The following is a 22,771-nucleotide window of genomic DNA, read 5'->3' as shown; positions in this document are numbered from 1 at the left end:
TACATAATCTAAATCTATTTTTATTGTAATCTAAAAATAAAAAATAATTCCAAACAATATCATAGATAAAATGACAAAAGTTATATATTTTTATTCTATAAAAAATAGATAAAAAAAAAGAAATTATGATTTTTTTTTCATATATTAGCCTTTTTTTTATTCGATTAAATGTTGTATATCGTACCTACTCCTATAGGAAATTTAGAAGATTTTACTTTCAGAAGTTTACGAATATTAAATGAAGTAGATTTGATTTTGGTAGAAAATTATAAAGTTTCAAAAAAATTGTTAAATTTTTATAATATTAAAACGCCTATAAAAAATTATCATATTTATAATGAACATAAAATAATTCCTTCAATTTTAGAAAAAATAAAAGAGGGAAAAAAATTAGCATTAATTTCTAATGCTGGTACTCCTAGTATATCTGACCCTGGTTTTTTATTGATTAGATCTTGTATTAAAAATTCAATTTCTATAGAATGCTTACCAGGTCCAACCTCAATTATTCCAGCATTAGTAATTTCAGGTCTTTCTATTAATGAATTTACATTTATTGGATTTTTACCAAAAAAAAAAAGAAAAATAAAACTAGAAAAATTATCGATAGAAAATAGGACTCTTTTATTATATGAATCTCCTCATAGATTACTACGTACTTTAAACGATTTAAAATATTTTTTTGGATTGGAAAGAAATATCGTTATATGTAAGGAAATATCTAAAATTTTTCAAAAAACATTAAGAGGGAATATTAAGGAAATGATTTTATATTATAACAATATACAAAAAATATTGGGAGAATATATTCTTATTATTGATAAAAAGAAATAAAATATTAAATATATTTTTTTTTTATTAATAATTCTGCAATTTGTATTGCATTTGTAGCTGAACCTTTACGTAAATTATCTGCTACAATCCAAAGATTTAAAGAATTTAAACATGAATAATCTTTACGAATTCGTCCTACGAATACATCATCTTTTCCATGAGAAAATAATGGCATAGGATAAATATTTTGTTTCGGATTATCTTGAACAATAATTCCTTTTTTTTTCAAAAAAATTTTATATATATGATCAATATTAGGTTTTTTTTTAAATGTTATATTTACACTTTCTGAATGACCTCCTATAACTGGGACCCGTACAGCAGTTGCTGTAATAGCTATATTGTTATCATTTATAATTTTTTTAGTTTCCTTTATTAATTTTATTTCTTCCATTGTATAACCACTTTTTACAAAAACATCACAATGTGGTAACACATTTTGATAAATAGGATATGGATATATTTTTTCATAAGAAAAAAAACCATCTTTTTCCTTGTTCATTTGATTCAAAGCTTTTTTTCCTGTACCAGTAACCGATTGGTATGTAGATACAATAACACGATCAATTCCATATTCTATATGTAATGGATATAATATCATGACTAATTGAATAGTAGAACAATTAGGATTTGCAATAATTTTATCATCTTTAGATAAAGAATCAGCATTTATTTCAGGAACTATCAGTTTTTTTTTAGGGTCCATTCTCCATGCAGAAGAATTATCTATTACGGTTGTCCCAATTTTTGCAAATTGAGGTGCCCATTTTTTAGATACATCTGATCCAGCTGAAAATAAAACAATATTAGGTTTTTTTGAAAATAATTCTCTAATACAAATTATTTTATATTTTTTATTATTATGAATAAATTTTTTTCCTATTGATTTTTCAGAAGCGGAAAGATATAATTTTTCTATTGGAAAATTCCTACATTTTAATAGATCTACCATTACACGTCCTACCATTCCGGTGACTCCTACTATTCCTATTTTCATATTAAATTTAATTCAGATTATTATTGTGATATTGTTTGGAATTTTATTTTACTTAATACAGATAAAGTTAAAAAATAATAAATAAAAAATATTACAGTATATTTTTATTTTCATTCTTAAATGAAATAGATATCATAGAAAAATGAAAAAAGGAAAAATAATTATTTTATCTGGGCCATCAGGATCTGGAAAAACAACTATATCACAATATTTACTTTCAAAAATCCCAAAATTAAAATTATCTATATCATGTACTACACGTACTATACGGAATAATGAAAAAAATGGAAAAGATTATTATTTTATTTCTACAAATAAATTTTTTTCTAAAATAGAAAAAAATCATTTTTTAGAATGGGAAGAAGTTTATCCTAACATATATTATGGAACTCTAAAAAATGAAATATCTAAAATTTGGAATAAATGTCAACATGTTTTATTTGATGTAGATGTAAAAGGGGGGTTATCTTTGAAAAAAAGATATCCATACGATACTTTATCCATATTTATCATGGTTAATTCCTTAAAAATACTAAAAAAAAGACTTTTTTCAAGAAATTATGAGGATTTATCTCAAATTAATATACGTTTAAATAAAGCAAAAATGGAATGGAAATATGCAAGATTATTCGATATTATATTACTAAATCTAAATCTAGATAAAACAAAAAAAAAGTAATCAAATTAGTTTATAATTTTACAAAAAATCAAAATTATTGTATTTAAAATATCAAAAATACGTCATTATAAATCTGATAATAAATCATTTTTTTAAATATGCTCCCCAGGCTGGATTCGAACCAGCGACACCCTGATTAACAGTCAGGTGCTCTGACCAACTGAGCTACTGAGGATTATTTATTTTAATTGGAATTTTTTTTATTCTTATTTTATGTCTTCCTCCTTCAAAATCTGTTTGAATAAATATTTTTATTATTTCTAAAACCTCTTTTTTATTTTCTATAAAACGAGCTGGTAAACTAATAATATTGGCATTATTATGCCTTTTTGCTAAAAAAGCAATTTCTTTTTTCCATACTAATGCAGCACGAATTTTTGGATATTTATTAGCAATCATAGCTGCACCATTTCCACTTCCGCAAAGTACAATTCCCAAATCAGCTTTTCCTTTTTCTACAAATTCTGCTGTAGGATGAATATAATCTGGATAGTCTACCTTTTCTCCATAACGAAATAATCCAAAATCTTTTACCTTATCTCCTTTTTTAATCAAATAATTAATTATTAATTTTTTATAATTTATTCCTGTATGATCAGATCCTATCGAAATTATCATTTTTCCTAAAATTTTATAAAAATACATTAAAAATTTGGATTTTTTTTTCATTTTATGAGTTCTTTTTTTTTCATAATAAAAATTCAATACTTAACATTAAGTTTGTATATTTTAATAATTTTTGTTTATTATTTTAATATGAAAGAGGATATAAAAACTGTTAATGATTTTAATTTTAAAAATAAAACCGCTATAGTAAGAGTTGATTTTAATGTTCCTATCAACAATAAATCTAAAAAAATACTAGATGACACACGGATCCAATATAGTATTCCTACCATTAAAAAAATAATTAATGAATATGGAAAAGTAGTATTAATATCTCATTTTGGAAGACCAAAAGGGAAACGTTCTAAAACTTATTCTTTAAAATTTATGGTTTCTAATTTATCTAAAAAATTACAAATTCCTATAAAATTTTCAGAATATTGTATAGGAGAAATTGTAGAGCAACGTGTTAATGAATTAAAAAATGGAGAAATTTTATTGTTGGAAAATATTCGATTTTACAAAGAAGAAGAAGAAGGAGATGAAAATTTTGCTTTTCAGTTATCAAAGTTAGGAGATATTTATGTTAACGACGCATTTTCAGTATCTCATCGTTTACATTCTTCTATTACTATTATTCCAAAATTTTTTGGAAAAAATAAATGTATTGGATTTCTCATGAAAAAAGAAATCCATTCTTTAAAAAAGATTTTTGAAACAGGGAAAAAACCCATTACAATTTTATTAGGAGGAGCAAAAATATATTCTAAAATATCTATTATAGAAAACCTTATTAATTTAGTCGATCATATACTAATAGGAGGTGGGATGGCCTATCCTTTTATCAAAATACAAGGAGGACAGGTTGGGGACTCTATTGTAGATAAATATAAATATAATGAACTTGAAAAAATATTAAAAAATATTTTTGATAAATATAAAAAACAAGATAAAACAAATATATCCTTTCCAAAAGATGTAGTAATAGCAGATTCTTTTAAAAATAATGCTAGTACTAAGATTTCTTCCATTTATTCTATTCCTAATGGATGGAAAGGGTTAGATTTAGGTCCTAAATCTATAAAGTATTTTTGCAAAATCATCAAAAATTCCCAAACTATTCTTTGGAATGGACCATTAGGAGTATTTGAATTCTCCAATTTTTCTTTAGGAACTAAATCTATAGCAAGAGCTATTGTCAATGCAACTAAGAATGGAGCTTTTTCTTTAATTGGTGGTGGAGATTCTATTGCTTCATTAAAAATGGAACAGTGTGAAAAAAAAATTAGTTATTTATCTACAGGAGGAGGTGCTATGTTAGAAAGTTTAAAAAATAAAATACTTCCTGGAATAAAATCTATAATTTCATAGTTTATATTTGTAAATAATAAAAAATTTAACAAATCCTAATATTGGATCTTTTTAATTATATTTGTTTTTTAGAATTAAAAAAATATGTCATTCCAACTTCCTAAATTATCTTATTTATACAAGGATTTTGAACCTTATATAGATCAAAAAACTATGAAAATCCATTATATAAAACATCATGCTGGATATACCAATAATCTAAACAAAGTTATTAATGGAACCGATATGGAAAACTTATCTATAAAAGAAATTTTAAGAAGAGCGAATATTGAAAATCCAATAATACGAAATAATAGTGGAGGTTTTTATAATCATAATTTATTTTGGGAAATATTAATACCTCATTCAAAAAGTATTCCTCCAAGTAAATATCTAAATGAAGTTTTTAAAAAACAATTTAAAACATTCGATCTTTTCAAAGAAAAATTTACTACTGTAGCAATGAATCGGTTTGGTTCTGGATGGACATGGCTATGTGTAAAAGAAAAAGAATTGACTATTTGTTCTACAGAAAATCAAGATAATCCATTAATGTTAGGGATAGGTTATGAAGAAGGGATTCCTATATTAGGATTAGATGTTTGGGAACATGCATATTATCTACAATATCAAAATCGTAGAATCGATTATATTTATTCATTTTGGAATATTATTAATTGGAAAAAAGTAGAAGAAAATTATAAATATTCTATAGTAGAATAATCGAATGGGAAAAATTATTCTAGAGAATATAAAATTATTTGGATTTCATGGTTGTATGCCAGAGGATTCCTTTTTAGGATCTTATTATACAGTCAATATAGAAGTAGAATTAGATTTTCATCAAGCTTCTATTAGTGATGATTTATCAAAAACTATCGATTATGTATATTTGTTCCGTGTTGTAAAAGAAGAAATGGCTATTAATTCTAAATTATTGGAAAATTTAGCCTATAGAATAATACAAAGAATAAAAAAATATAGGATAGATTTAATTAAAAAAACAAAAATAAAGATTTGTAAAGAAAATCCACCTATGGGAAGTAGTGTGGATAGATTTTGTATTATTTTAGATGATATAAACTAATTTTGGCATAGTGGCCGATTGGAAAGGCAGGGGTCTGCAAAACCTCTTATAGCGGTTCGATTCCGCTCTTTGCCTTTATATTTTTCAATAAATTTTTTAAAAAAAATATTTTTAAATTATATTGTACTTTTTTTAAAATTTCGATATGATTGTCAATTTTTTTTGTATAAAAATGGTAATTATAGAGAAATTTTTTCTCTGTAATATTATATTTTTTATAAAGTAAATCTACTTTAGATTTTTTATGAAAAAAAAAATTTTGTAAAAAAAAAATTTCTGTGAGTATATTTATCATATTTTTTTTAGAAATATAAATACTTATAGGTATACTATTATCTGAATAAATGAAAAAAAATAGTAAAAAATAATTTTTTTTGTTAAAAAAATTTTTAATACTATTTAATAATTGTTTTCTTATTCTTTCTTTTTTTGTAAATTTGCGAATTTGAATCATAATTATAAATTTTTATTCTGTATAAATCAATGATATACAAAAACAATGATGAAGATTAATAATATTCTCATTTCACAATCTCTAAAAGGTTCAAATTCTCCATATTTAGAACTAAGCAAAAATGTGAAAATAGATTTTAGATCTTTTATAGAAGTAAAAGGTGCGTCTTCTATTGAGGTAAGAAAACAAAAAATTAATTTTTCTGATTTTACGGTAGTTCTTTTCATAAGTAAAAACTCTGTTGACCATTATTTTAGATTAGCAGAATCTATGCGATTCAAAGTTCCAATTTCCATGAAATATATTTGTCAAACAGAATCTATAGCTTATTATTTACAAAAATATATCGTATATAGAAAAAGAAAAATATACATTGGAAAAAAATCTTTTAAAGATATATTACCTTTTATCAAAAAAAATACAAGCGAAAGATTTCTTTTACCATCTTCAGATATATTAAAATTAGAAATACCAAAAATGTTAAATAAACTAAATATTTCATGGAAAAGAGCAATTTTATATAAAACAACTTCTAGTGATTTATCTGATTTAAAAAAAATAATATATTATGATATATTGGTATTTTTTAGTCCCGCATGTATAAAGTCTTTATTTGAAAATTTTCCTAATTTTGATCAAAATAATATAAAAATTGCTACTTTTGGAAAAAATACTTTAGATGCAGCTTATAAAGCTGGATTAAAAATTGCAATTAGAGTTCCGACTCCTGAATTTCCTTCTATGGCTAAAGCTTTAGAAAAATATATAAAAGAATATAAAAAAATATAAAAAAAATTATTCTACAGTTACAGATTTTGCTAAATTTCTTGGTCTATCTACGTTTTTTCCTCTTAGGTCAGCAATTTGATATGCTAATAATTGAAGAGGAATAATTGTAATTAAAGGACTTAGTTCTTCGGAAATAATTGGAATTTCTATTATATGATCTGCTAATTTACTTACTTGAATATCCCTTTCATTGACAATAGCTATAATTTTGCCTTTTCTAGCTTTAATTTCTTGAATATTTCCTATTATTTTTTCATAATATCCTTTTTTAGTAGCTATAACTACTACAGGCATATTTTCATCTATTAAAGCAATAGGTCCATGTTTCATTTCTCCTGCAGGATAACCTTCTGCATGAATATAAGAAATTTCTTTTAATTTTAATGCTCCTTCTAAAGATACTGGAAAATTAATTCCTCTACCTAAATAGAGAAAATTATTTACATGATGATATAATTTAGATATTTTTTGGAGAGTATTATCTATTTTTAACGTAAAATTCATTTTTTCTGGAACAGATATAAGTTCTTTACATAAAAATTCATAACGAATATTTGTGATAGTGGATCGATGTTTTCCTATTTTCAAAGCTAATAAAAAAAGTACTGTAATCTGAGATGTAAAAGATTTTGTAGAAGCAACTCCAATTTCAGGGCCTGCATGTGTATAAGCACCTGCATCCACATTTCGTGCAATATAAGATCCTGCAACATTACAAATACCAAAAACAAAAGCTCCTTTTTTTTTTGCTAATTTTAAGGCAGCTATAGTATCTGCCGTTTCTCCTGATTGAGAAATAACTATAACAATATTTTGTTTTTCTATAATTGGATTTCTATATCTAAATTCCGAAGCATATTCTACTTTTACTGGAATCCGCGCTAATTCTTCCAATAAATATTCTCCAATTAAACTTGAATGCCATGAAGTTCCACATGCAACAATAGTTATACATTTTGCATTAATAAAAATATCCTTATTAGATTCAATTCCATCAATACATATTAATCCATCAGAAATCAATAATCTACCACGTAGAGTGTCCAAAATTGTTTTTGGTTGTTCATAAATTTCTTTTAACATAAAATGTTTATATTCTCCTTTTTCAATCTCTTTGAGATTAATTTTTAGTTCTTTAATTATTGGATTTAGTTTATGATTATCGATAATTTTTCGTAAATCTAACTCTTTATTCTTTCTAAGGATAGCCATTTCACCATCTTTTAAATAAATAGCATTTTTAGTATAATCAATAAATGGTATAGGATCAGATGCTATAAAAAATTCTTTTTCATTAATTCCCAATGTAAGGGGACTTCCTAATTTAGCAATAACAATTCTATCTGGATCAGATTTTTCTATTACAGCTATAGAATAAGCTCCAATTACTTCATTCAAAGAAATTCGTACCGCTTCTTCTAAAGATAGTTGGTTTTTTTTTTGAATATATTCAATCAAATTTACAAGAACTTCAGTATCTGTTTCACTTTGAAAAGTGAAACCATTTTTAAGTAAAATAATTTTAATTGCATGATAATTTTCTATGATTCCATTATGAATTAAAACAAGTTTTTTAGAATTAGAAACATGAGGATGTGCATTAATATCATCTGGAATTCCATGTGTTGCCCATCTTGTATGTCCTATTCCTGTTGTTCCTTTTATTGAAAAAATTTTTTTTTCTAATTCAGAAACTCTTCCTTTTGTTTTATATAGACTATATTTTCCATTATAAAAAATAGCTATTCCAGAACTATCATATCCACGATATTCTAATTTTTTTAATCCATTAATAATAATGGGATAAGCTTCTCTATATCCCAAGTAACCAATTATTCCACACATTCTAACCTATATAATTAGAATTTTTTATTTTTTTTATATTATAGATTAATTAATCTTTTATAAAACAGTTTTTTTATAAAATTCTTTATAAAAAGTTTCTATTTTTTCTACAGGATAATATTTTAATACCAATAATTTGTTTTTTTCTAAATAATCATCTATATCTTTTGGAAATGAAAGATCTCCTTTTATTATTGCATCAGAAAAGTACATGCATAACTTGATTATATTAAAATAATTAGGATTTTCTAATAATTTTAATTTTCTAGATTTTATTCCATCTATTTTTATTTTTTTAATAATATCTTTATTAAGAGATCCTTTAAATGGTGTATTATATATAGATGAAATAATTTTTGTATTTCTATATATAGGATTTTTTTTATAAAAATTCTTAATATATAGTGGAATAAAAGAACTAATCCAACCATATATATGAATAATATCAGGACTCCAATTTAATTTTTTTACAGATTCTAAAACTCCTTTTGTAAAAAATAAAGCTCTTTCGTCATTATCAGAAAAAAAAATTCCATTTTCATCTTCATACATAGCTTTTCTTTTAAAAAAATCTTCATTATCTATAAAATAAACTTGTAATCTTGCATCTGGAATAGATGCAACCTTTATCAATAAAGGGTGATCTACGTCATTGATCATTAAGTTCATTCCTGAAAGACGAATTACTTCGTGTAACTGATGTCTTCGTTCATTTATCATTCCAAAACGGGGCATAAATATACGAATATCATTTCCCATTGATTGCATAAACTTAGTAGCTTTTAAAACCGATAAAGAAATAGAAGTCTCTGAAGAAAAAGGAGATAATTCTGAAGAAACATATAATATACGTTTACCTGTCATCTTAGAGAAATTTTTTTATATTTGAAATATATAATAGTATAATAAAAAAAATAATCAATCCTTATAAACCTTTTACAAAGATAAGGAATAATATTCAATACTACTTAGTTAGATAGTTAGTTATATATATATATATAGACATAGAATATAGAGATAAAATTATCTAGTATTTTTTTTAGGTTGTATAGAATACCTCGTAGATTGTATATTTTTTATTTTAACCATTAATAATTAAAATGCCATTTTATTTGGAAAAAAAGAAAAAAAAATATTCCATTGAAAAAAAAAATCAGTATAGAAATTTGGTTACTGTCACTGGATTAATTACTATAACTAATTATGGGTATGCATTTGTAAATGTAGAAGAATTTCAAAAATTAATTTTTATTCCTAAAAAAAAAACTAATCGAGCTATAGAAGGAGATTTAGTTCGAATAAAAATAAAAAATAAAAAATTAGGAAAAAAAATGGAAGGTGAAGTTATAAAAATAATAAAAAGAAATAGAGAAAATTTTATTGGAGTATTAAAAATTAAATCTAATTCTAGATATGGATTAGTCATAGTTTATAACAAGACTATTCATGTCAATATATATATTCCTAAAAAAAAATTAAAAGGATATCATCCTAATGAAAAAGTATTAGTTAGAATAATTACATGGCCAAAAAATTTAAAAAATCCTTTAGGAGAAATCATTAAAGTATTTGGACAATCTGGAGAATATACAACAGAGATTTATTCTTTATTGGAAGAATATGGTCTATCTTATGAATTTTCTAAAGAAGTGGAAAAAGAAGCAAAAAAAATTGTATTTAAAAAAAATTTAGATAACAATCTTAGAAGAAGGGATATGCGAAACATTAATACATTTACTATAGATCCTTTTGATGCAAAAGATTTTGATGATGCCCTTTCTATTAGAAAATTAAATTATAATACTTGGGAAATTGGAATTCATATAGCAGACGTTACTTATTATATAAAAGAAGGAAGTTTATTAGATAAAGAAGCATATACACGTTCCAATTCCATTTATTTTATTGGAAAATCCATTCCCATGCTTCCAAAAATATTGTCCAATGATATTTGTTCTTTACATCCAGAAAAAGATAAATTAAGTTTTTCTTCCATTTTTAATGTAGATAGTAAAGGAAAAATATTAAAAAGTTGGTTTGGAAAAACAATTATACGATCTAATAGAAGATTTACATATGAAGAAGTTCAAAAAATTATAGAAAAAAAAAGAGGTGATTTTCACAAAGACCTTTATACCTTGTTTACTTTTTCTAAAATTTTTACTAAAAATAGATTAAAAAATGGATCTATTTACTTGGATAAGGTAGAAATAAAAATCCATTTAGATGAAAAAAAAAATCCTTATAAATTAGATTTAGAAAAAAATAACGAAGCCCATCGTTTAATAGAAGAATTTATGTTACTAGCGAATAGAAAAATTTCAGAATTTGTTAGTCTAAATTTAGATGGAAATCCTTCTAACAAAACGTATATTTATAGAATACACGATAAACCAGATTTTCAGAAGATTTTCATTTTAAAAAAAATAATAGAACCCTTAGGTTATTCCTTAGATTTAAAAAATCTAAAAAAATCTCTTAATGGTTTATTAAAAAATATTCAAGGTAAATCAGAACAAAATATGATCGAAAATTTGATTCTTCGTTCTATGAGTAAAGCTAAATATTCCACAAATAACATAGGCCATTATGGCTTATCTTTTATTTATTATTCTCATTTTACTTCTCCTATAAGAAGATATTCAGATATTATTGCACACCGTTTATTAAATTATTATTTAACTAAAAATAATGAATCTAAATTAAAATCTCTAGATTTTTATGAAAAACAAGCAGTCCATTGTAGTTATAAAGAGCGTTTATCAATAGATGCAGAAAGAGAATTTTCAAAATATATACAAGTTAAATATATAAAAAAATTTCTAGGAAAAGAATTTGATGGAATTATTACAGGATTTACAGACTGGAGTGTTTTCATTGATCTATTGTCATTTCAAACAGAAGGGATGGTACGATTACGTGATATTGAAGGAGATATTTACACTTTAAATTCCAATAATTACAGTATAATTGGTAAAAAAAAACGAAAAATTTATCATTTAGGAGATAAAGTAAAAGTAAAACTTTTAGACGCAAATATAGAAAAAAAACAAATTATTCTTGAATGGTTAGATACTTAGAAAAATTTTTTATTAATTCGTACATATTTAGGAACAAATATGGTATAATTTCCTCCATTTTTTATAATATCTCTTACCATACAAGAACTAATATAAGATTTATCATAAGAAGAAAGAATAAATATTGTTTCAATAAAATTATTCTTATATAATTCTTTATTTGCATAATAAATATTCTTTTCAAATTCAAAATCTAATTGATTTCTAATTCCTCTCAATACAAATTGAGCCTTTTTTTTTTTACAAAAAGAAATAGTTAAACCTTTAAATAATTCTATTTCTATTTTAGGAAACTGAAAAAAAGTTTTTTTGATCCATTCTTTTCTTTTTTGAATAGAGAACATATTATTTTTTTCCGAGTTATTTCCAATAGCTATAATAATTTTATCAAATAAATTTAAAGATTTAATAATAATGTCGTAATGACCTATAGTAATTGGATCAAAAGTACCAGGAAATACAGCAATTCTATTATTCATATTTATTCATGTATTTATGAATTTATATCAAAAAAAATAAAAAAGGAATAAAAGTTTTATTTTTGTTTTTAAAATTATTTTAATAATGGAAAAATTATGTCCCGGTTGTTTAACGAATAAATGTTTTATTAACAAGGAAAATAATATTTCCAATAAAAAACAATGTTTAAAACTTAATGTAGTAGATTGGTTATCTAATATAAAATCTCCTTTTGGAGATGAATATGATATTGTAGAAGTTCAATTTAAAAATGATAGAAAAGAATTTTTTCATAATAAAGATAAAATAGCCCTTTGTAAAGGGGATTTTGTAACTGTAGAATCTACATCTATTGGATATGATATTGGAATAGTTACTTTAACTGGAGAATTGGTAAAATTACAGATACGAAATAAAAATATTTATTTAAGTTCTTTAAAAATAAAAAAAATATATAGAAAATCTACGAATATAGAAATAAATCTTTGGAAATCTCTAAAAAAAAAAGAATCTATATATCTTTCAAAATCTAAAAAAATTGCAAAAAATTTGAACCTTTCTATGAAAATTTGTGATGTAGAATATCAAGGAGATGGAGAAAAAGCTATTTTTTATTATACATCGGAAAATAGAATTGATTTTAGAAAATTAATTAAAAGATTGGCTTTATCATTTCGTATTCGTATAGAAATGAAACAAATAGGATATAGACAAGAATCTGCAAAAATCGGAGGGATAGGCACTTGTGGTAGAGAACTATGTTGTTCTACTTGGTTAAAAAATTTTAAAAGTGTTACGACAAATTCAGCTAGATATCAACAACTTTCTATAAATATAGAAAAATTAACTGGACAATGCAGTAAATTGAAATGTTGTTTAAATTATGAATTAGACACTTATTTATTATCGATAAAAGATTTTCCAGATATTAATAGTAAAATACATACAGAGAAAGGAATTGCACAATGTATGAAGATTGACGTATTCAAAAAACGAATGTGGTTTTCTTATATTAAAAATCCAAATACTTGGTTCATAATAGAAATAAAAAAAATTAAAGAAATTTTAGAAAAAAATAGAAAAAATCAAAAGGGGGCTCCTCTAGAGGAATTATCCACAATTAATGTCATTCAAAAAACAGAATTAACGTTTAAAGATTAATCTATAAAAAATAAATAGATGATTCTAAAATTTAGATTATGCAAATAAAAAAAGAATTCTTTTAAGTGTATACTAAAAAAAGAAAAAAAATTAGTTTTTATTTTCGTAAATTTATTTTTTATTTTTGGTTTTTCTTTTTTTTAGGAATTTTTTCTATTTTTTTAATATTTTATGCAGCTTCTAAAGGTTATTTAGGTACTTTACCAAGTACTAAAAATATAGAAAATCCTACAATGGAAATAGGATCGGAAATATATGATTCCAATGGAATTTTATTAGGAAAATTTTTTTCAGAAAATAGAACTCTAATTACTTATAAAAAACTTCCAAAAAATCTTATTAATGCTCTCATAGCCAAGGAAGATATTCGTTTTAAATATCATTCTGGAATTGATGCTAAATCTATTCTTAGAGCTATTATTTCTCTAGGTAAAAAAGGAGGTGGGAGTACTATTTCTCAACAATTAGCTAAACTACTTTTTACAGGTCCATCTGCAAAAAATAAGTTACAAAGAATGCATCAAAAACTTTTAGAATGGGTGATGGCTATTGAATTAGAAAAACGTTATACAAAAGAAGAAATTATTACTATGTATTATAATAAATTTGATTTTTTATATAATGCAAAAGGAATTGAAACTGCAGCTCATACTTACTTTAATAAAAATGCTTCTGAACTTAATTTGGGTGAATGTGCTACGTTAGTTGGTATGTTAGAAAATCCTTCATTATATAATCCAAAAATTTATCCTTATAGAGCAAAAAAACAAAAAAATTTAGTTTTATCTCAAATGAGAAAATATGATTTATTAAATGAATATAAATATCAAAAAGAATTGAAAAAATCTGTAAAAATAAATTTTAAAATGCAAAAAAAAAATTTTGAATTATTAACTTATTATGGTGAATTTTTGAAAAAAGAAATTCAAGAATCATTAAATGACCATGAAAAAGAAACTGGAGAAAAACTAAATCTTTATTCTAGTGGATTAAAAATATATACATCTATTGATTCTAAAATGCAATATTATGCAGAAAAATCTGTAAAACAACATCTTAGTAAATTACAAATTTTATTTAATAATTCTCAAAAAAAAAATAAAAATGCTCCATTTTTAAATATTACTCCAGAAAAAACAAATAGAATTTTCTTATCGGCCATACATAGAACAAAACTTTATCAAGATCTTAAACAAAAAGGAATGAAAGAGGAAAAAATTATAAAAGAATTAAAAAAACCAAAACCTACAAAAATATTTACCTGGAGTGGATCCAAAAAGGTATTGATATCAACATGGGATTTTATTCGTTATCAAAAGAGTATTATTCAAGCAGGTATGTTATCTATAGAACCTTATACAGGATATATAAAAGCATGGGTTGGGGGGATAGATTTTAATTATTTTCAATATGATCATGTTGCTAAAACAAAACGGCAAGTTGGTTCTATATTTAAGCCAATTTTATATGCTGCAGCAATTAAGGAATTACATTATAATCCTTGCACAAAAATATCAAATGAAAAATTTCATTTAGGAAAATGGAGTCCTAGAAATTCAAATGGAAAATATGGAGGGTCACTTACTTTAAAAGATGGATTAGCATTATCCGTTAATACTATTTCTGCTAGGCTTATAGCAAAAATTACTCCAGGTCCAGTAATAGATTTGGCAAAAAATATGGGGATAGTATCCATGATACCTGAACATCCATCTATAGCTCTTGGATCTTCTGATTTAACTTTATATGAAATGACTGGAGCTTTTAATACGTTTACTAATTATGGTTTTTATATAAAACCCAGTATTTTAGTAAAAATAGAGGATAAATATGGAAAACTAATTAAAGAACGAATAGATCTTAGTAAAAGACAAGTATTTAGTGAAGAAGTGGCATATATGATGTTAAAATTAATGGAAGGAGTAGTAAAGTATGGGACGGCTAAAAGATTACATAAGTATAATTTTTTTTTAGATAATATTGCAGGAAAAACGGGTACTACTAATGAAAATTCAGATGGATGGTTTATAGGTATGATTCCTAATTTAACTACTGGAGTTTGGGTAGGTTGGGAAGATAGATTTGCTCATTTTGAAAATATAAAATTAGGACAAGGAGCAAATATGGCATTACCTATATGGGCTTATTATATGAAAAGTCTATATAATGATCCAAATCTTGTATATCATGAAAAATTAATTTTTCATAAACAAAAAAATTCCAAATATAATTGGGAGGAATGTGAAGAAAATAGTGAAAATGAAAATAATTTAAAAAATATTCTTGAACTTGATGAAAGTGTCAATACTGAAAAAACTATAAATTTTGATAACTAAATAATAGCTTATTATTAATCAATATATGATAAAAAAAATTTTAATTTTAGATAAAAATCATCCTTTTATTATATATAAATTAAAAAAAGAAGGAATTATTTGTGATGAAAATTACTATGATCCTATAGAAAAAATTTTAAAAATTATATCTATATATGATGGAATTATTTTAAGAAGTCGATTAAAAATAAATAAAAAATTAATTAAAAAGGCTATAAATATAAAATTTATAGCTCGTATAGGATCTGGAATAGAAAATATAGATCAAAATTATGCTTTCAAAAAAGGGATTACTATAATTTCTTCTCCAGAAGGTAATAAAGATGCAGTTGCAGAACATGCTATAGCTATGCTTTTATCTATAATGAATCATATTATTCGTTCTAATCAAGAAATTAAAAAAGGTATGTGGAATAGAGAAGATAATAGAGGAACAGAAATAATGGGGAAAACTATAGGAATTATTGGATATGGTAATACTGGAAAGGCCTTCGCTAAAAAACTTTCCGGTTTTGAAACTAAAATATTTTGTTATGATATACTTCCTAAAGTAGGAGATATTTATGCAAAACAAGTAAATATGCAAACAATTTTTATAAAATCGGATATAATTAGTTTACATGTCCCTTATACAAAAAATACTAAGGGAATGGTTAACGAAAGATTTATAAAAAATTTTTATAAACCTTTTTATTTAATTAATACATCTCGGGGAGGATGTGTACTTATCGACCATTTAGTAATGGCCTTAAAAAATGGAAAAATATATGGAGCCTGTTTAGATGTATTAAAATATGAAAAATCTTCTTTTGAAGATTTTTTTTATCACCGTAAACTTTCAAAAGATTTTTTTTATCTTATTCATTCCGATAAAGTAATTTTAACCCCTCATATAGCTGGATGGACTAAAGAGTCAAAATATAAAATGGAAAAAAAAATAGTAGAAAAAATTATTTTTTTAAAAAAAAATTTATATATTTCTTCAAAATAAAAATTAGAATTTATAAAATTTATTCAAAAGGTTACCTTCTTGATCCAACTCCAATAAAGATTATTTTTTCCATAAAAAACTATATTTTTTCATATTATTAATCAATTTAATTATCAAAATAAATTTTTTGTAAAAAAAATTAGTATACATCTTTTAAATAACGTCCATTCTCTATCATTTTTTTTACAAAAAATTCTGTTGTAGAATATCCACCAACTTCTTTTATTATACGATATATAGTGGTTTCAACATCTATACTCATAGGTTTTTTTTTTCCACAAACATATATATAAGCCCCATTTTCTATCCATGAAAAAAATTCTTTTCTATTTTCCCATATTTTATTCTGTACATATATTTTATCTTTTTGATCTCTAGAAAAAGCAAGACTTACATGATGTAGTATTCCATTTTTTTTCCAATTTTGTATTTCTTTTTGATATAAAAAATCCGTATAAAAATATTGGTCTCCAAAAAAAAGCCAATTTCTACCGGTTGCTCCTATAAATTCTCTTTCATATAAAAAAGAACGAAAAGGGGCTATTCCAGTACCAGTGCCAATAAGGATAATATCCTTATTAGATTTTGGTAACTTAAATAAATGATTTTTGTGTATATAAAAAAATAAATCATCTTCTACTTTTAATTTAGAAATAAAATTAGAACAAAATCCATATTTAATTATACCATATTTTTGAAAACGATGACGTGATACTGTAATATGTATTTCAGAATGATGAACTTTAGGAGAAGAAGAAATAGAATATAATCTAGGTTTTATAGGATCCATTATTTTAACTAAATCTTTTAACAGAATTTTATTTTTTATAGGAAATTCTTTTAAAAGATCAAAAAAATTCCATTCTTTATTATTAGGAATATTTTTCCTACTAAAATAGAATATTTTTTTAACATATTTATCGATAAATAAAAAATATTTAATTTTTTTCAATAAATCAAAAAGCATTTTTAATTCATTTGAATTATCTAAAATATCTTTATTTTGGATAATATTTATAATTTTTTTTACTTCATATTTAGAATTTTCTGCTATAATAGCTATAGAATCTCCTGGAGAATAATCATTTTTATCCAATTCATTATTTTTTATTAAAATTTCAATATGATGAATTTCTTTATTAGATCCTTTTTTTTTATCATTTAAAAGTATATTAGTCAAAATTTTTCCATGAATTTTTTTTTTTACCTCATTTTTTTTTAAAATATTTTTTTCCAATTTTTTTATTTGAAATATTTTCAAAAAATTTAAAAACCAACTTTCTGATTTTGATTCAAAATCAACATCACATTTATATAATGGTATTTTTCTATCTGCACCCATTTCATATAAACGTTTATCTAAATCCTCACCAGCTTTACAAAAAAAAGAATATGTACTATTTCCTAATGCTAATACACCATATTTCATATTCTCTAAACGAAGATTTTTTTCTTGAAAAATAAAATTAAAAAAAGATTTTGCGGATGAAGGAGGTTCTCCTGTTCCATATGTGCTAATAATTATAAAAAAATAATTTTCTTTTTTTAAATCTATAAAATTATATTGATCTAAACTTATTAATTTAATTTGAATTTTTTCTTTTTTAGCTTTTTCTACAATAGAAAAAGCTAAATTTTTAGCATTTCCGGTTTCTGTTCCATATACAAGTGTAATTGTATCTTGATTTTTTTTAAATTCTTTTAAATTTTTTTGAAAATAAGGTAATATTCCAGATATATATCCATACATCCAAATAATTTCTTCTTTAGAAGAATTTTTTATTAATTCTACAAATATTTTATTTTTTGATTCAGATAACATTTTATTCTAGTTAAAAAAATATAAATGAAAAAAAATTAGGATTTTAATATATAAAATAATTTTTTTTATCATATTTTTGCAATTATAAAGAATATATAATAAAAAGTATTTATATATACTTTATGCATAGAAATTGGAGATTTTTTTTACAGTGACTATCGATTTATTTATGTAAATATTCTTTTTATTTATTATTAATTATTAAATTATCTATAATTATGATATAATTTATGAATATATATATATATATATATAAACAAAATATATTGAGTGTTCATAAATTTATTCCACTTATTATTTTGATCAATAAAATTTTTGTATTATGAAAAATAATAAAATGTACTAAAAAAGCATATTTTTTTTATTATAAAGTAATTTCTATATATATGATTTATGAATATATTCAGTTATCATTCTTGGAATGATTGATATTTTTAAAATTCATAATTGATGAGCTATTCGGTATAATGAAATAAAAAAAAACTAGGATAAAATAGAAAAATTTACTCTATAACTATTGTAGAAGGATCGAAATTTAATATTGCATTAGCATCCGTAATCAATATTTGATAAATATTAGTAATATTTTTGTAATTTTTTTTTACATAGTTGGATATTCGACATCAGTACAACTACGATAATATTATTTTTATATAATAATTTTTCTAATAAAATAAGATATTAGTTTATCTTCAATATTATTAAAATTTTGTAGAAAAAAACTATTTTTTTTTTATAAAAATGATGATGAATATAGAATAAAAATTCAATAAAATGGAATATTATAATAAATAGTTTTTAAAAAAAAAATAAATATAATAATTTCTTTTATTAAAAAATTATAATATGAAAAAAATAAAAGTGACTAATCCTATAGTAGAAATTAATGGAGATGAAATGGCTAGAATTATATGGAAATATATTAAAAAATATTTAATTATTCCTTATTTAGATATCAAAATTATCTATTTTGACTTAGGAATAGATAATAGAAACTTTACAGAGGATCAAATTACTATAGAAGCTGGTCATGCAATAAAAAAATATAATGTTGGAATTAAATGTGCTACAATTACACCTGATGAAGAAAGAATGAAAGAATTTAATTTAAAAAAAAAGTGGAAATCTCCAAATGGTACAATAAGAAATATTCTAAATGGAACTATTTTTAGAGAACCTATTATAGTAGAAAATATACCTCGTCCAATTCCAAATTGGAAAAATCCAATATGTATTGCTCGTCATGCATATGGAGATCAATATAATGCAATAGATATTCTTATTAAAGAAAAAGGAAAATTATACCTTAAATTTATACCAGATAATAAAAAACAAAAAATTAAAAATTTTAAAATACATCATTTTATAAATCCAGGTATTTCCATGGCAATGTATAATACAGATCAATCTATCTATGGATTTGCCCGTTCTTGTTTTAATTATTCGGTTTACAAAAAAAATTCTCTTTTTCTTTCTACAAAAAATACTATTTTAAAAAATTATGATGGAAAATACAAAGATATTTTTCATAAAATATATAAAAAAGAATTTTTATCAATTTTTGAAAAAATTAAAATTACTTACGAACATCGTTTGATTGATGATATGGTAGCTTATGCAATAAAATCTAAGGGAGGATTTATATGGGCTTGCAAAAATTATGATGGAGATGTTCATTCGGATACTATAGCTCAAGGATTTGGGTCATTAGGGATGATGACTTCAATTTTACTTACTCCAGATGGAAAAACAATAGAATCGGAAGCTGCACATGGTACAATAACTAGACATTATAGATTACATCAAAAAGGAATAAAAACATCTACAAATCCTGTTGCTTCTATTTTTGCTTGGACTCGTGGACTCAAACATAGAGCTTTTTTGGATAAAAATTCTAGTTTAAAAAAATTTTCGGAAAAAATGGAAGAAACTTGCATAGAATTAATCCAATCTGGAATAATGACTAAAGATTTATATAAACTTATATACGGAAATAATATTTATGAAAATAAAAATAATAATTACTTAGATACAGAATCTTTTTTTATTATATTAAAATCACATTTCGAAAAAAAAATACTAAAATTAAAATAAATGTTTATTTATAATATTTTTCATTAATTTATTTTTAATTTCTTTTCTTTTCAATTTTCCTAAAGAATTTTCTATAAAATTTTGTATAAAAAAAATATTTTTTGGCTTATAAAATCTTTTTTTTCCTATGAAAATAGATTTTGGAATTGTAATAGAAAAAATAGATCCTTCAATAATTAGTATTATTTTTTCTCCCAATATTTTATCTGGAATTGAAGAAATAAAAAATCTTTTGTCAAAAGGTATAAAAGGATATATTATTTTTTCGACTAATTCAGGAATAATTTTTATTCCTCCACTATTAATAATATTATCATATCTACCTATCCAATTAAATTTATCTTTAGAAATCATATGAACAATATCATTAGTTTGAATGAAAGAATTTATACAATATGGAGAAAATATTCCTAAACAATTTCTTTTATCTATATTAATAGAAATATTTTTTAATGTTTGATAATAACTAGTTTTATATAATCCATTAATTTTTTTTAAAGCTATATGCCCTAATGTTTCTGTCATTCCATAAGTTGCATAACAAATAGTAGTAACTTTTTGGAGTTTTTTTTCTAAATCAATGGAAATTGGGGAACCACCTATCAAAAGAATCCTTATTTTTTTCAAACTTTTTAAACTAGAATAAACTTGCATTGGAACCATAGATACAATATCAAAAGATTCTTTTATATTTTTTAAAGGATTAGATGATGGAGGAATACAATAAATATCCCAATGAAATATAATAGAACGAACTAAAAACATTTGTGCTGCTATTGTATTTGGAGATAAGCATAAAAGTCCTTTAATTTTTTTATTTTTTAAATTTAAAAAATCTACCGTTTTTTTTGCATATTCATACATATATTTTTTATTAAAAAAAACTTTTTTAGGGGTTCCAGTTGTTCCAGAGGTAAAACTAATCAATACCGATTGATTCCGATTATTCCAATTTTTTAAAAAAGAAAAAATAGATTTTTTCCATGGGTATAAAGGATCACCTTTAAAAATTAAAAGATTTGATTTTTTTTTTGAAGAAAAATTAATTCTTATTTTTAAATAAGATTCTTGAATTTCCATATTTTTAATGGATTATACCAAATATAACCTTTTTTTATATGTAAAGGAGAATAAAAATCATTATGAAAATATCCTATATTTAATCCATGAATACCCTTATTATATTTTTCTTCCATTTTAAAAGTCCATTGTGCTATTGCATTAATTCCTATTTTACTCTCTAAAGAAGAACTTATACACCATTTTATTTTTCTTTTATATGCTTCTATTATCCATTCCTTAGATCCGAAAAATCCTCCGCATACACTAGGTTTTAATATTATATATTTAGGAGATATAATATCTAATAATCTTTTTTTAAATTTTAAATTATTAATTCCTATTAATTCTTCATCTAATGCTATAGGTAATTTTGATTTTTTACATATATTGGATAAATCTTTCCAATTTCCAATTTTTATAGGTTGCTCTACTGAATAAACAATATTTATGTCATAAAGTTTATTAATATAATATATAGCTTCTTTACTATTTTTAAAAGATCCATTTGCATCGATACGTATTTTTATATATGGATACTTTTTTTTTATTTTTTTTAAAACTATAAGTTGATAAGGAAATAATTTTGGACTTATTTTCATTTTAATAAATAAAAAACCTTTATTAATCTCTTTTTCTATTTTTGTTACTTCATTTTCTATATTCATATTAGATAATGAAAATAACCATATTAAGCTATTTATAGAAATACCTGATTTACCAATAGTAAATTTAGAATCATACAATATGGGATATCTATTTTTTAACCCTAAAATAGCTTGTTCTAATCCAAATAAAATTGAGGAATAAGAAATATAGGAATGATAATAAAAAGATTCATTTTTTTGGATAATATTTATCTTTTTAGAAAGATATAACAATTCTTTTTCATAAATATTTAAATTTTTAAATGCATTATTATCCAATAATGGATTACATTCTCCAATTCCTATCTTATTATTTTTTTTAAAATTAAGTACCAAATTATATTATAATTGAATGTTCTTTTAGAATTTTTTTATTTTTTCTTTAAAAAAAAATTTTTTTTTTCAAAAAAATAATTTATTATCATATTTAATAACTATTTATATTTAATATATTATCAAAAATTAATTTATTAAAAAAATA

Annotated in this window: 20 protein-coding genes and 2 tRNA genes; 12 read left to right on the top strand and 10 right to left on the bottom strand. The window is 22.7% G+C overall.

The features are described from left to right. Nucleotides 1–168 precede the first annotated feature (168 nt). Nucleotides 169–834: a 16S rRNA (cytidine(1402)-2'-O)-methyltransferase gene (rsmI, locus tag BLBCPU_RS01385; RefSeq protein ID WP_014246221.1), complete on the top strand. Its 666-nt coding sequence runs from the start codon at nucleotides 169–171 to the stop codon at nucleotides 832–834. 4 nt (nucleotides 835–838) lie between these two features. Here the strand turns inward: rsmI and BLBCPU_RS01380 are convergent, their stop codons facing one another. Next, nucleotides 839–1,831 (bottom strand): aspartate-semialdehyde dehydrogenase, encoded by a 993-nt coding sequence (locus tag BLBCPU_RS01380; RefSeq protein WP_014246220.1) that lies wholly within the window; start codon nucleotides 1,829–1,831, stop codon nucleotides 839–841. Nucleotides 1,832–1,973: 142 nt separating this feature from the next. Between BLBCPU_RS01380 and gmk the strand changes: the two genes are divergently transcribed. Next, nucleotides 1,974–2,510 (top strand): guanylate kinase, encoded by a 537-nt coding sequence (gmk, locus tag BLBCPU_RS01375; protein ID WP_014246219.1) that lies wholly within the window; start codon nucleotides 1,974–1,976, stop codon nucleotides 2,508–2,510. A gap of 101 nt (nucleotides 2,511–2,611) precedes the next feature. On the opposite strand, the gene BLBCPU_RS01370 is transcribed toward gmk, so the two are convergent. Both BLBCPU_RS01370 and BLBCPU_RS02985 read right to left on the bottom strand, forming a co-directional pair. Further along, nucleotides 2,612–2,685, bottom strand: a tRNA-Asn gene (locus BLBCPU_RS01370). Further along, the gene (locus tag BLBCPU_RS02985) at nucleotides 2,676–3,128 is read right to left on the bottom strand and encodes an RpiB/LacA/LacB family sugar-phosphate isomerase (RefSeq protein ID WP_014246218.1); all 453 of its coding nucleotides are present in this window, start codon (nucleotides 3,126–3,128) and stop codon (nucleotides 2,676–2,678) included. Before BLBCPU_RS02985 ends, BLBCPU_RS01370 begins: the two co-directional genes overlap by 10 nt. Nucleotides 3,129–3,266: 138 nt before the next feature. Between BLBCPU_RS02985 and pgk the strand changes: the two genes are divergently transcribed. The 4 genes from pgk to BLBCPU_RS01350 all read left to right on the top strand — a co-directional run bounded on the left by pgk (nucleotide 3,267) and on the right by BLBCPU_RS01350 (nucleotide 5,628). Continuing rightward, nucleotides 3,267–4,487: a phosphoglycerate kinase gene (gene pgk / locus BLBCPU_RS01365; protein WP_014246217.1), complete on the top strand. Its 1,221-nt coding sequence runs from the start codon at nucleotides 3,267–3,269 to the stop codon at nucleotides 4,485–4,487. Between the two features lie 84 nt (nucleotides 4,488–4,571). Further along, nucleotides 4,572–5,189 (top strand): superoxide dismutase, encoded by a 618-nt coding sequence (locus BLBCPU_RS01360; protein WP_014246216.1) that lies wholly within the window; start codon nucleotides 4,572–4,574, stop codon nucleotides 5,187–5,189. 4 nt (nucleotides 5,190–5,193) lie between these two features. Then, nucleotides 5,194–5,553 carry a dihydroneopterin aldolase gene (folB, locus tag BLBCPU_RS01355; RefSeq protein ID WP_014246215.1) on the top strand — a complete coding sequence of 120 codons (360 nt, stop codon included), beginning with the start codon at nucleotides 5,194–5,196 and terminating at the stop codon, nucleotides 5,551–5,553. Nucleotides 5,554–5,557: 4 nt separating this feature from the next. Then, nucleotides 5,558–5,628, top strand: a tRNA-Cys gene (locus tag BLBCPU_RS01350). On the opposite strand, the gene BLBCPU_RS03080 is transcribed toward BLBCPU_RS01350, so the two are convergent. Further along, nucleotides 5,600–6,007: a DUF4296 domain-containing protein gene (locus tag BLBCPU_RS03080; RefSeq protein WP_083817732.1), complete on the bottom strand. Its 408-nt coding sequence runs from the start codon at nucleotides 6,005–6,007 to the stop codon at nucleotides 5,600–5,602. The genes BLBCPU_RS01350 and BLBCPU_RS03080 overlap by 29 nt on opposite strands. Nucleotides 6,008–6,055: 48 nt before the next feature. Here BLBCPU_RS03080 and BLBCPU_RS01345 point away from each other — a divergent pair, with 48 nt between their 5' ends. After that, nucleotides 6,056–6,796: a uroporphyrinogen-III synthase gene (locus BLBCPU_RS01345; RefSeq protein ID WP_014246214.1), complete on the top strand. Its 741-nt coding sequence runs from the start codon at nucleotides 6,056–6,058 to the stop codon at nucleotides 6,794–6,796. Between the two features lie 6 nt (nucleotides 6,797–6,802). Here BLBCPU_RS01345 and glmS read toward each other — a convergent pair whose 3' ends face one another. Both glmS and BLBCPU_RS01335 read right to left on the bottom strand, forming a co-directional pair. Continuing rightward, a complete protein-coding gene (gene glmS, locus BLBCPU_RS01340; RefSeq protein ID WP_014246213.1) occupies nucleotides 6,803–8,641 on the bottom strand; it encodes a glutamine--fructose-6-phosphate transaminase (isomerizing) in 1,839 nt (612 codons plus the stop codon). A 57-nt stretch (nucleotides 8,642–8,698) separates the two neighbouring features. After that, nucleotides 8,699–9,505, bottom strand: a complete 807-nt coding sequence (locus BLBCPU_RS01335; RefSeq protein ID WP_014246212.1) for a glycogen/starch synthase — start codon at nucleotides 9,503–9,505, stop codon at nucleotides 8,699–8,701. A gap of 236 nt (nucleotides 9,506–9,741) precedes the next feature. On the opposite strand from BLBCPU_RS01335, the gene rnr reads away from it, so the two are divergent. Next, a complete protein-coding gene (gene rnr, locus BLBCPU_RS01330) occupies nucleotides 9,742–11,721 on the top strand; it encodes a ribonuclease R (RefSeq protein ID WP_014246211.1) in 1,980 nt (659 codons plus the stop codon). Here rnr and coaD read toward each other — a convergent pair. Next, on the bottom strand, nucleotides 11,718–12,200 hold the full coding sequence (gene coaD / locus BLBCPU_RS01325) for a pantetheine-phosphate adenylyltransferase (RefSeq protein ID WP_014246210.1): 483 nt from the start codon (nucleotides 12,198–12,200) through the stop codon (nucleotides 11,718–11,720). The genes rnr and coaD overlap by 4 nt on opposite strands. A gap of 85 nt (nucleotides 12,201–12,285) precedes the next feature. On the opposite strand from coaD, the gene BLBCPU_RS01320 reads away from it, so the two are divergent. The 3 genes from BLBCPU_RS01320 to BLBCPU_RS01310 all read left to right on the top strand — a co-directional run bounded on the left by BLBCPU_RS01320 (nucleotide 12,286) and on the right by BLBCPU_RS01310 (nucleotide 16,668). Beyond that, nucleotides 12,286–13,341: a regulatory iron-sulfur-containing complex subunit RicT gene (locus tag BLBCPU_RS01320; RefSeq protein ID WP_014246209.1), complete on the top strand. Its 1,056-nt coding sequence runs from the start codon at nucleotides 12,286–12,288 to the stop codon at nucleotides 13,339–13,341. 65 nt (nucleotides 13,342–13,406) lie between these two features. After that, nucleotides 13,407–15,677 carry a transglycosylase domain-containing protein gene (locus BLBCPU_RS01315; protein WP_014246208.1) on the top strand — a complete coding sequence of 757 codons (2,271 nt, stop codon included), beginning with the start codon at nucleotides 13,407–13,409 and terminating at the stop codon, nucleotides 15,675–15,677. Nucleotides 15,678–15,702: 25 nt separating this feature from the next. After that, on the top strand, nucleotides 15,703–16,668 hold the full coding sequence (locus tag BLBCPU_RS01310) for an NAD(P)-dependent oxidoreductase (protein ID WP_014246207.1): 966 nt from the start codon (nucleotides 15,703–15,705) through the stop codon (nucleotides 16,666–16,668). Nucleotides 16,669–16,807: 139 nt separating this feature from the next. Here BLBCPU_RS01310 and BLBCPU_RS01305 read toward each other — a convergent pair whose 3' ends face one another. Next, on the bottom strand, nucleotides 16,808–18,490 hold the full coding sequence (locus BLBCPU_RS01305; protein ID WP_014246206.1) for a sulfite reductase flavoprotein subunit alpha: 1,683 nt from the start codon (nucleotides 18,488–18,490) through the stop codon (nucleotides 16,808–16,810). Nucleotides 18,491–19,336: 846 nt separating this feature from the next. Between BLBCPU_RS01305 and BLBCPU_RS01300 the strand changes: the two genes are divergently transcribed. After that, nucleotides 19,337–20,584, top strand: a complete 1,248-nt coding sequence (locus BLBCPU_RS01300) for an NADP-dependent isocitrate dehydrogenase (RefSeq protein ID WP_014246205.1) — start codon at nucleotides 19,337–19,339, stop codon at nucleotides 20,582–20,584. Here BLBCPU_RS01300 and BLBCPU_RS01295 read toward each other — a convergent pair. Together BLBCPU_RS01295 and BLBCPU_RS01290 are read right to left on the bottom strand one after the other, a co-directional pair. Beyond that, nucleotides 20,576–21,664, bottom strand: a complete 1,089-nt coding sequence (locus tag BLBCPU_RS01295) for an AMP-binding protein (RefSeq protein ID WP_014246204.1) — start codon at nucleotides 21,662–21,664, stop codon at nucleotides 20,576–20,578. The two genes, BLBCPU_RS01300 and BLBCPU_RS01295, sit on opposite strands and share 9 nt — an antisense overlap. Continuing rightward, nucleotides 21,640–22,626 carry an enolase C-terminal domain-like protein gene (locus BLBCPU_RS01290; RefSeq protein WP_014246203.1) on the bottom strand — a complete coding sequence of 329 codons (987 nt, stop codon included), beginning with the start codon at nucleotides 22,624–22,626 and terminating at the stop codon, nucleotides 21,640–21,642. Before BLBCPU_RS01290 ends, BLBCPU_RS01295 begins: the two co-directional genes overlap by 25 nt. Nucleotides 22,627–22,771 lie beyond the last annotated feature (145 nt).

Source organism: Blattabacterium sp. (Cryptocercus punctulatus) str. Cpu, assembly GCF_000236405.1.
GTDB lineage: Bacteria > Bacteroidota > Bacteroidia > Flavobacteriales > Blattabacteriaceae > Blattabacterium > Blattabacterium punctulatus.
Note: the sequence above shows the minus strand (reverse complement) of the source record. Positions and strands in the feature narration are given on the sequence as shown.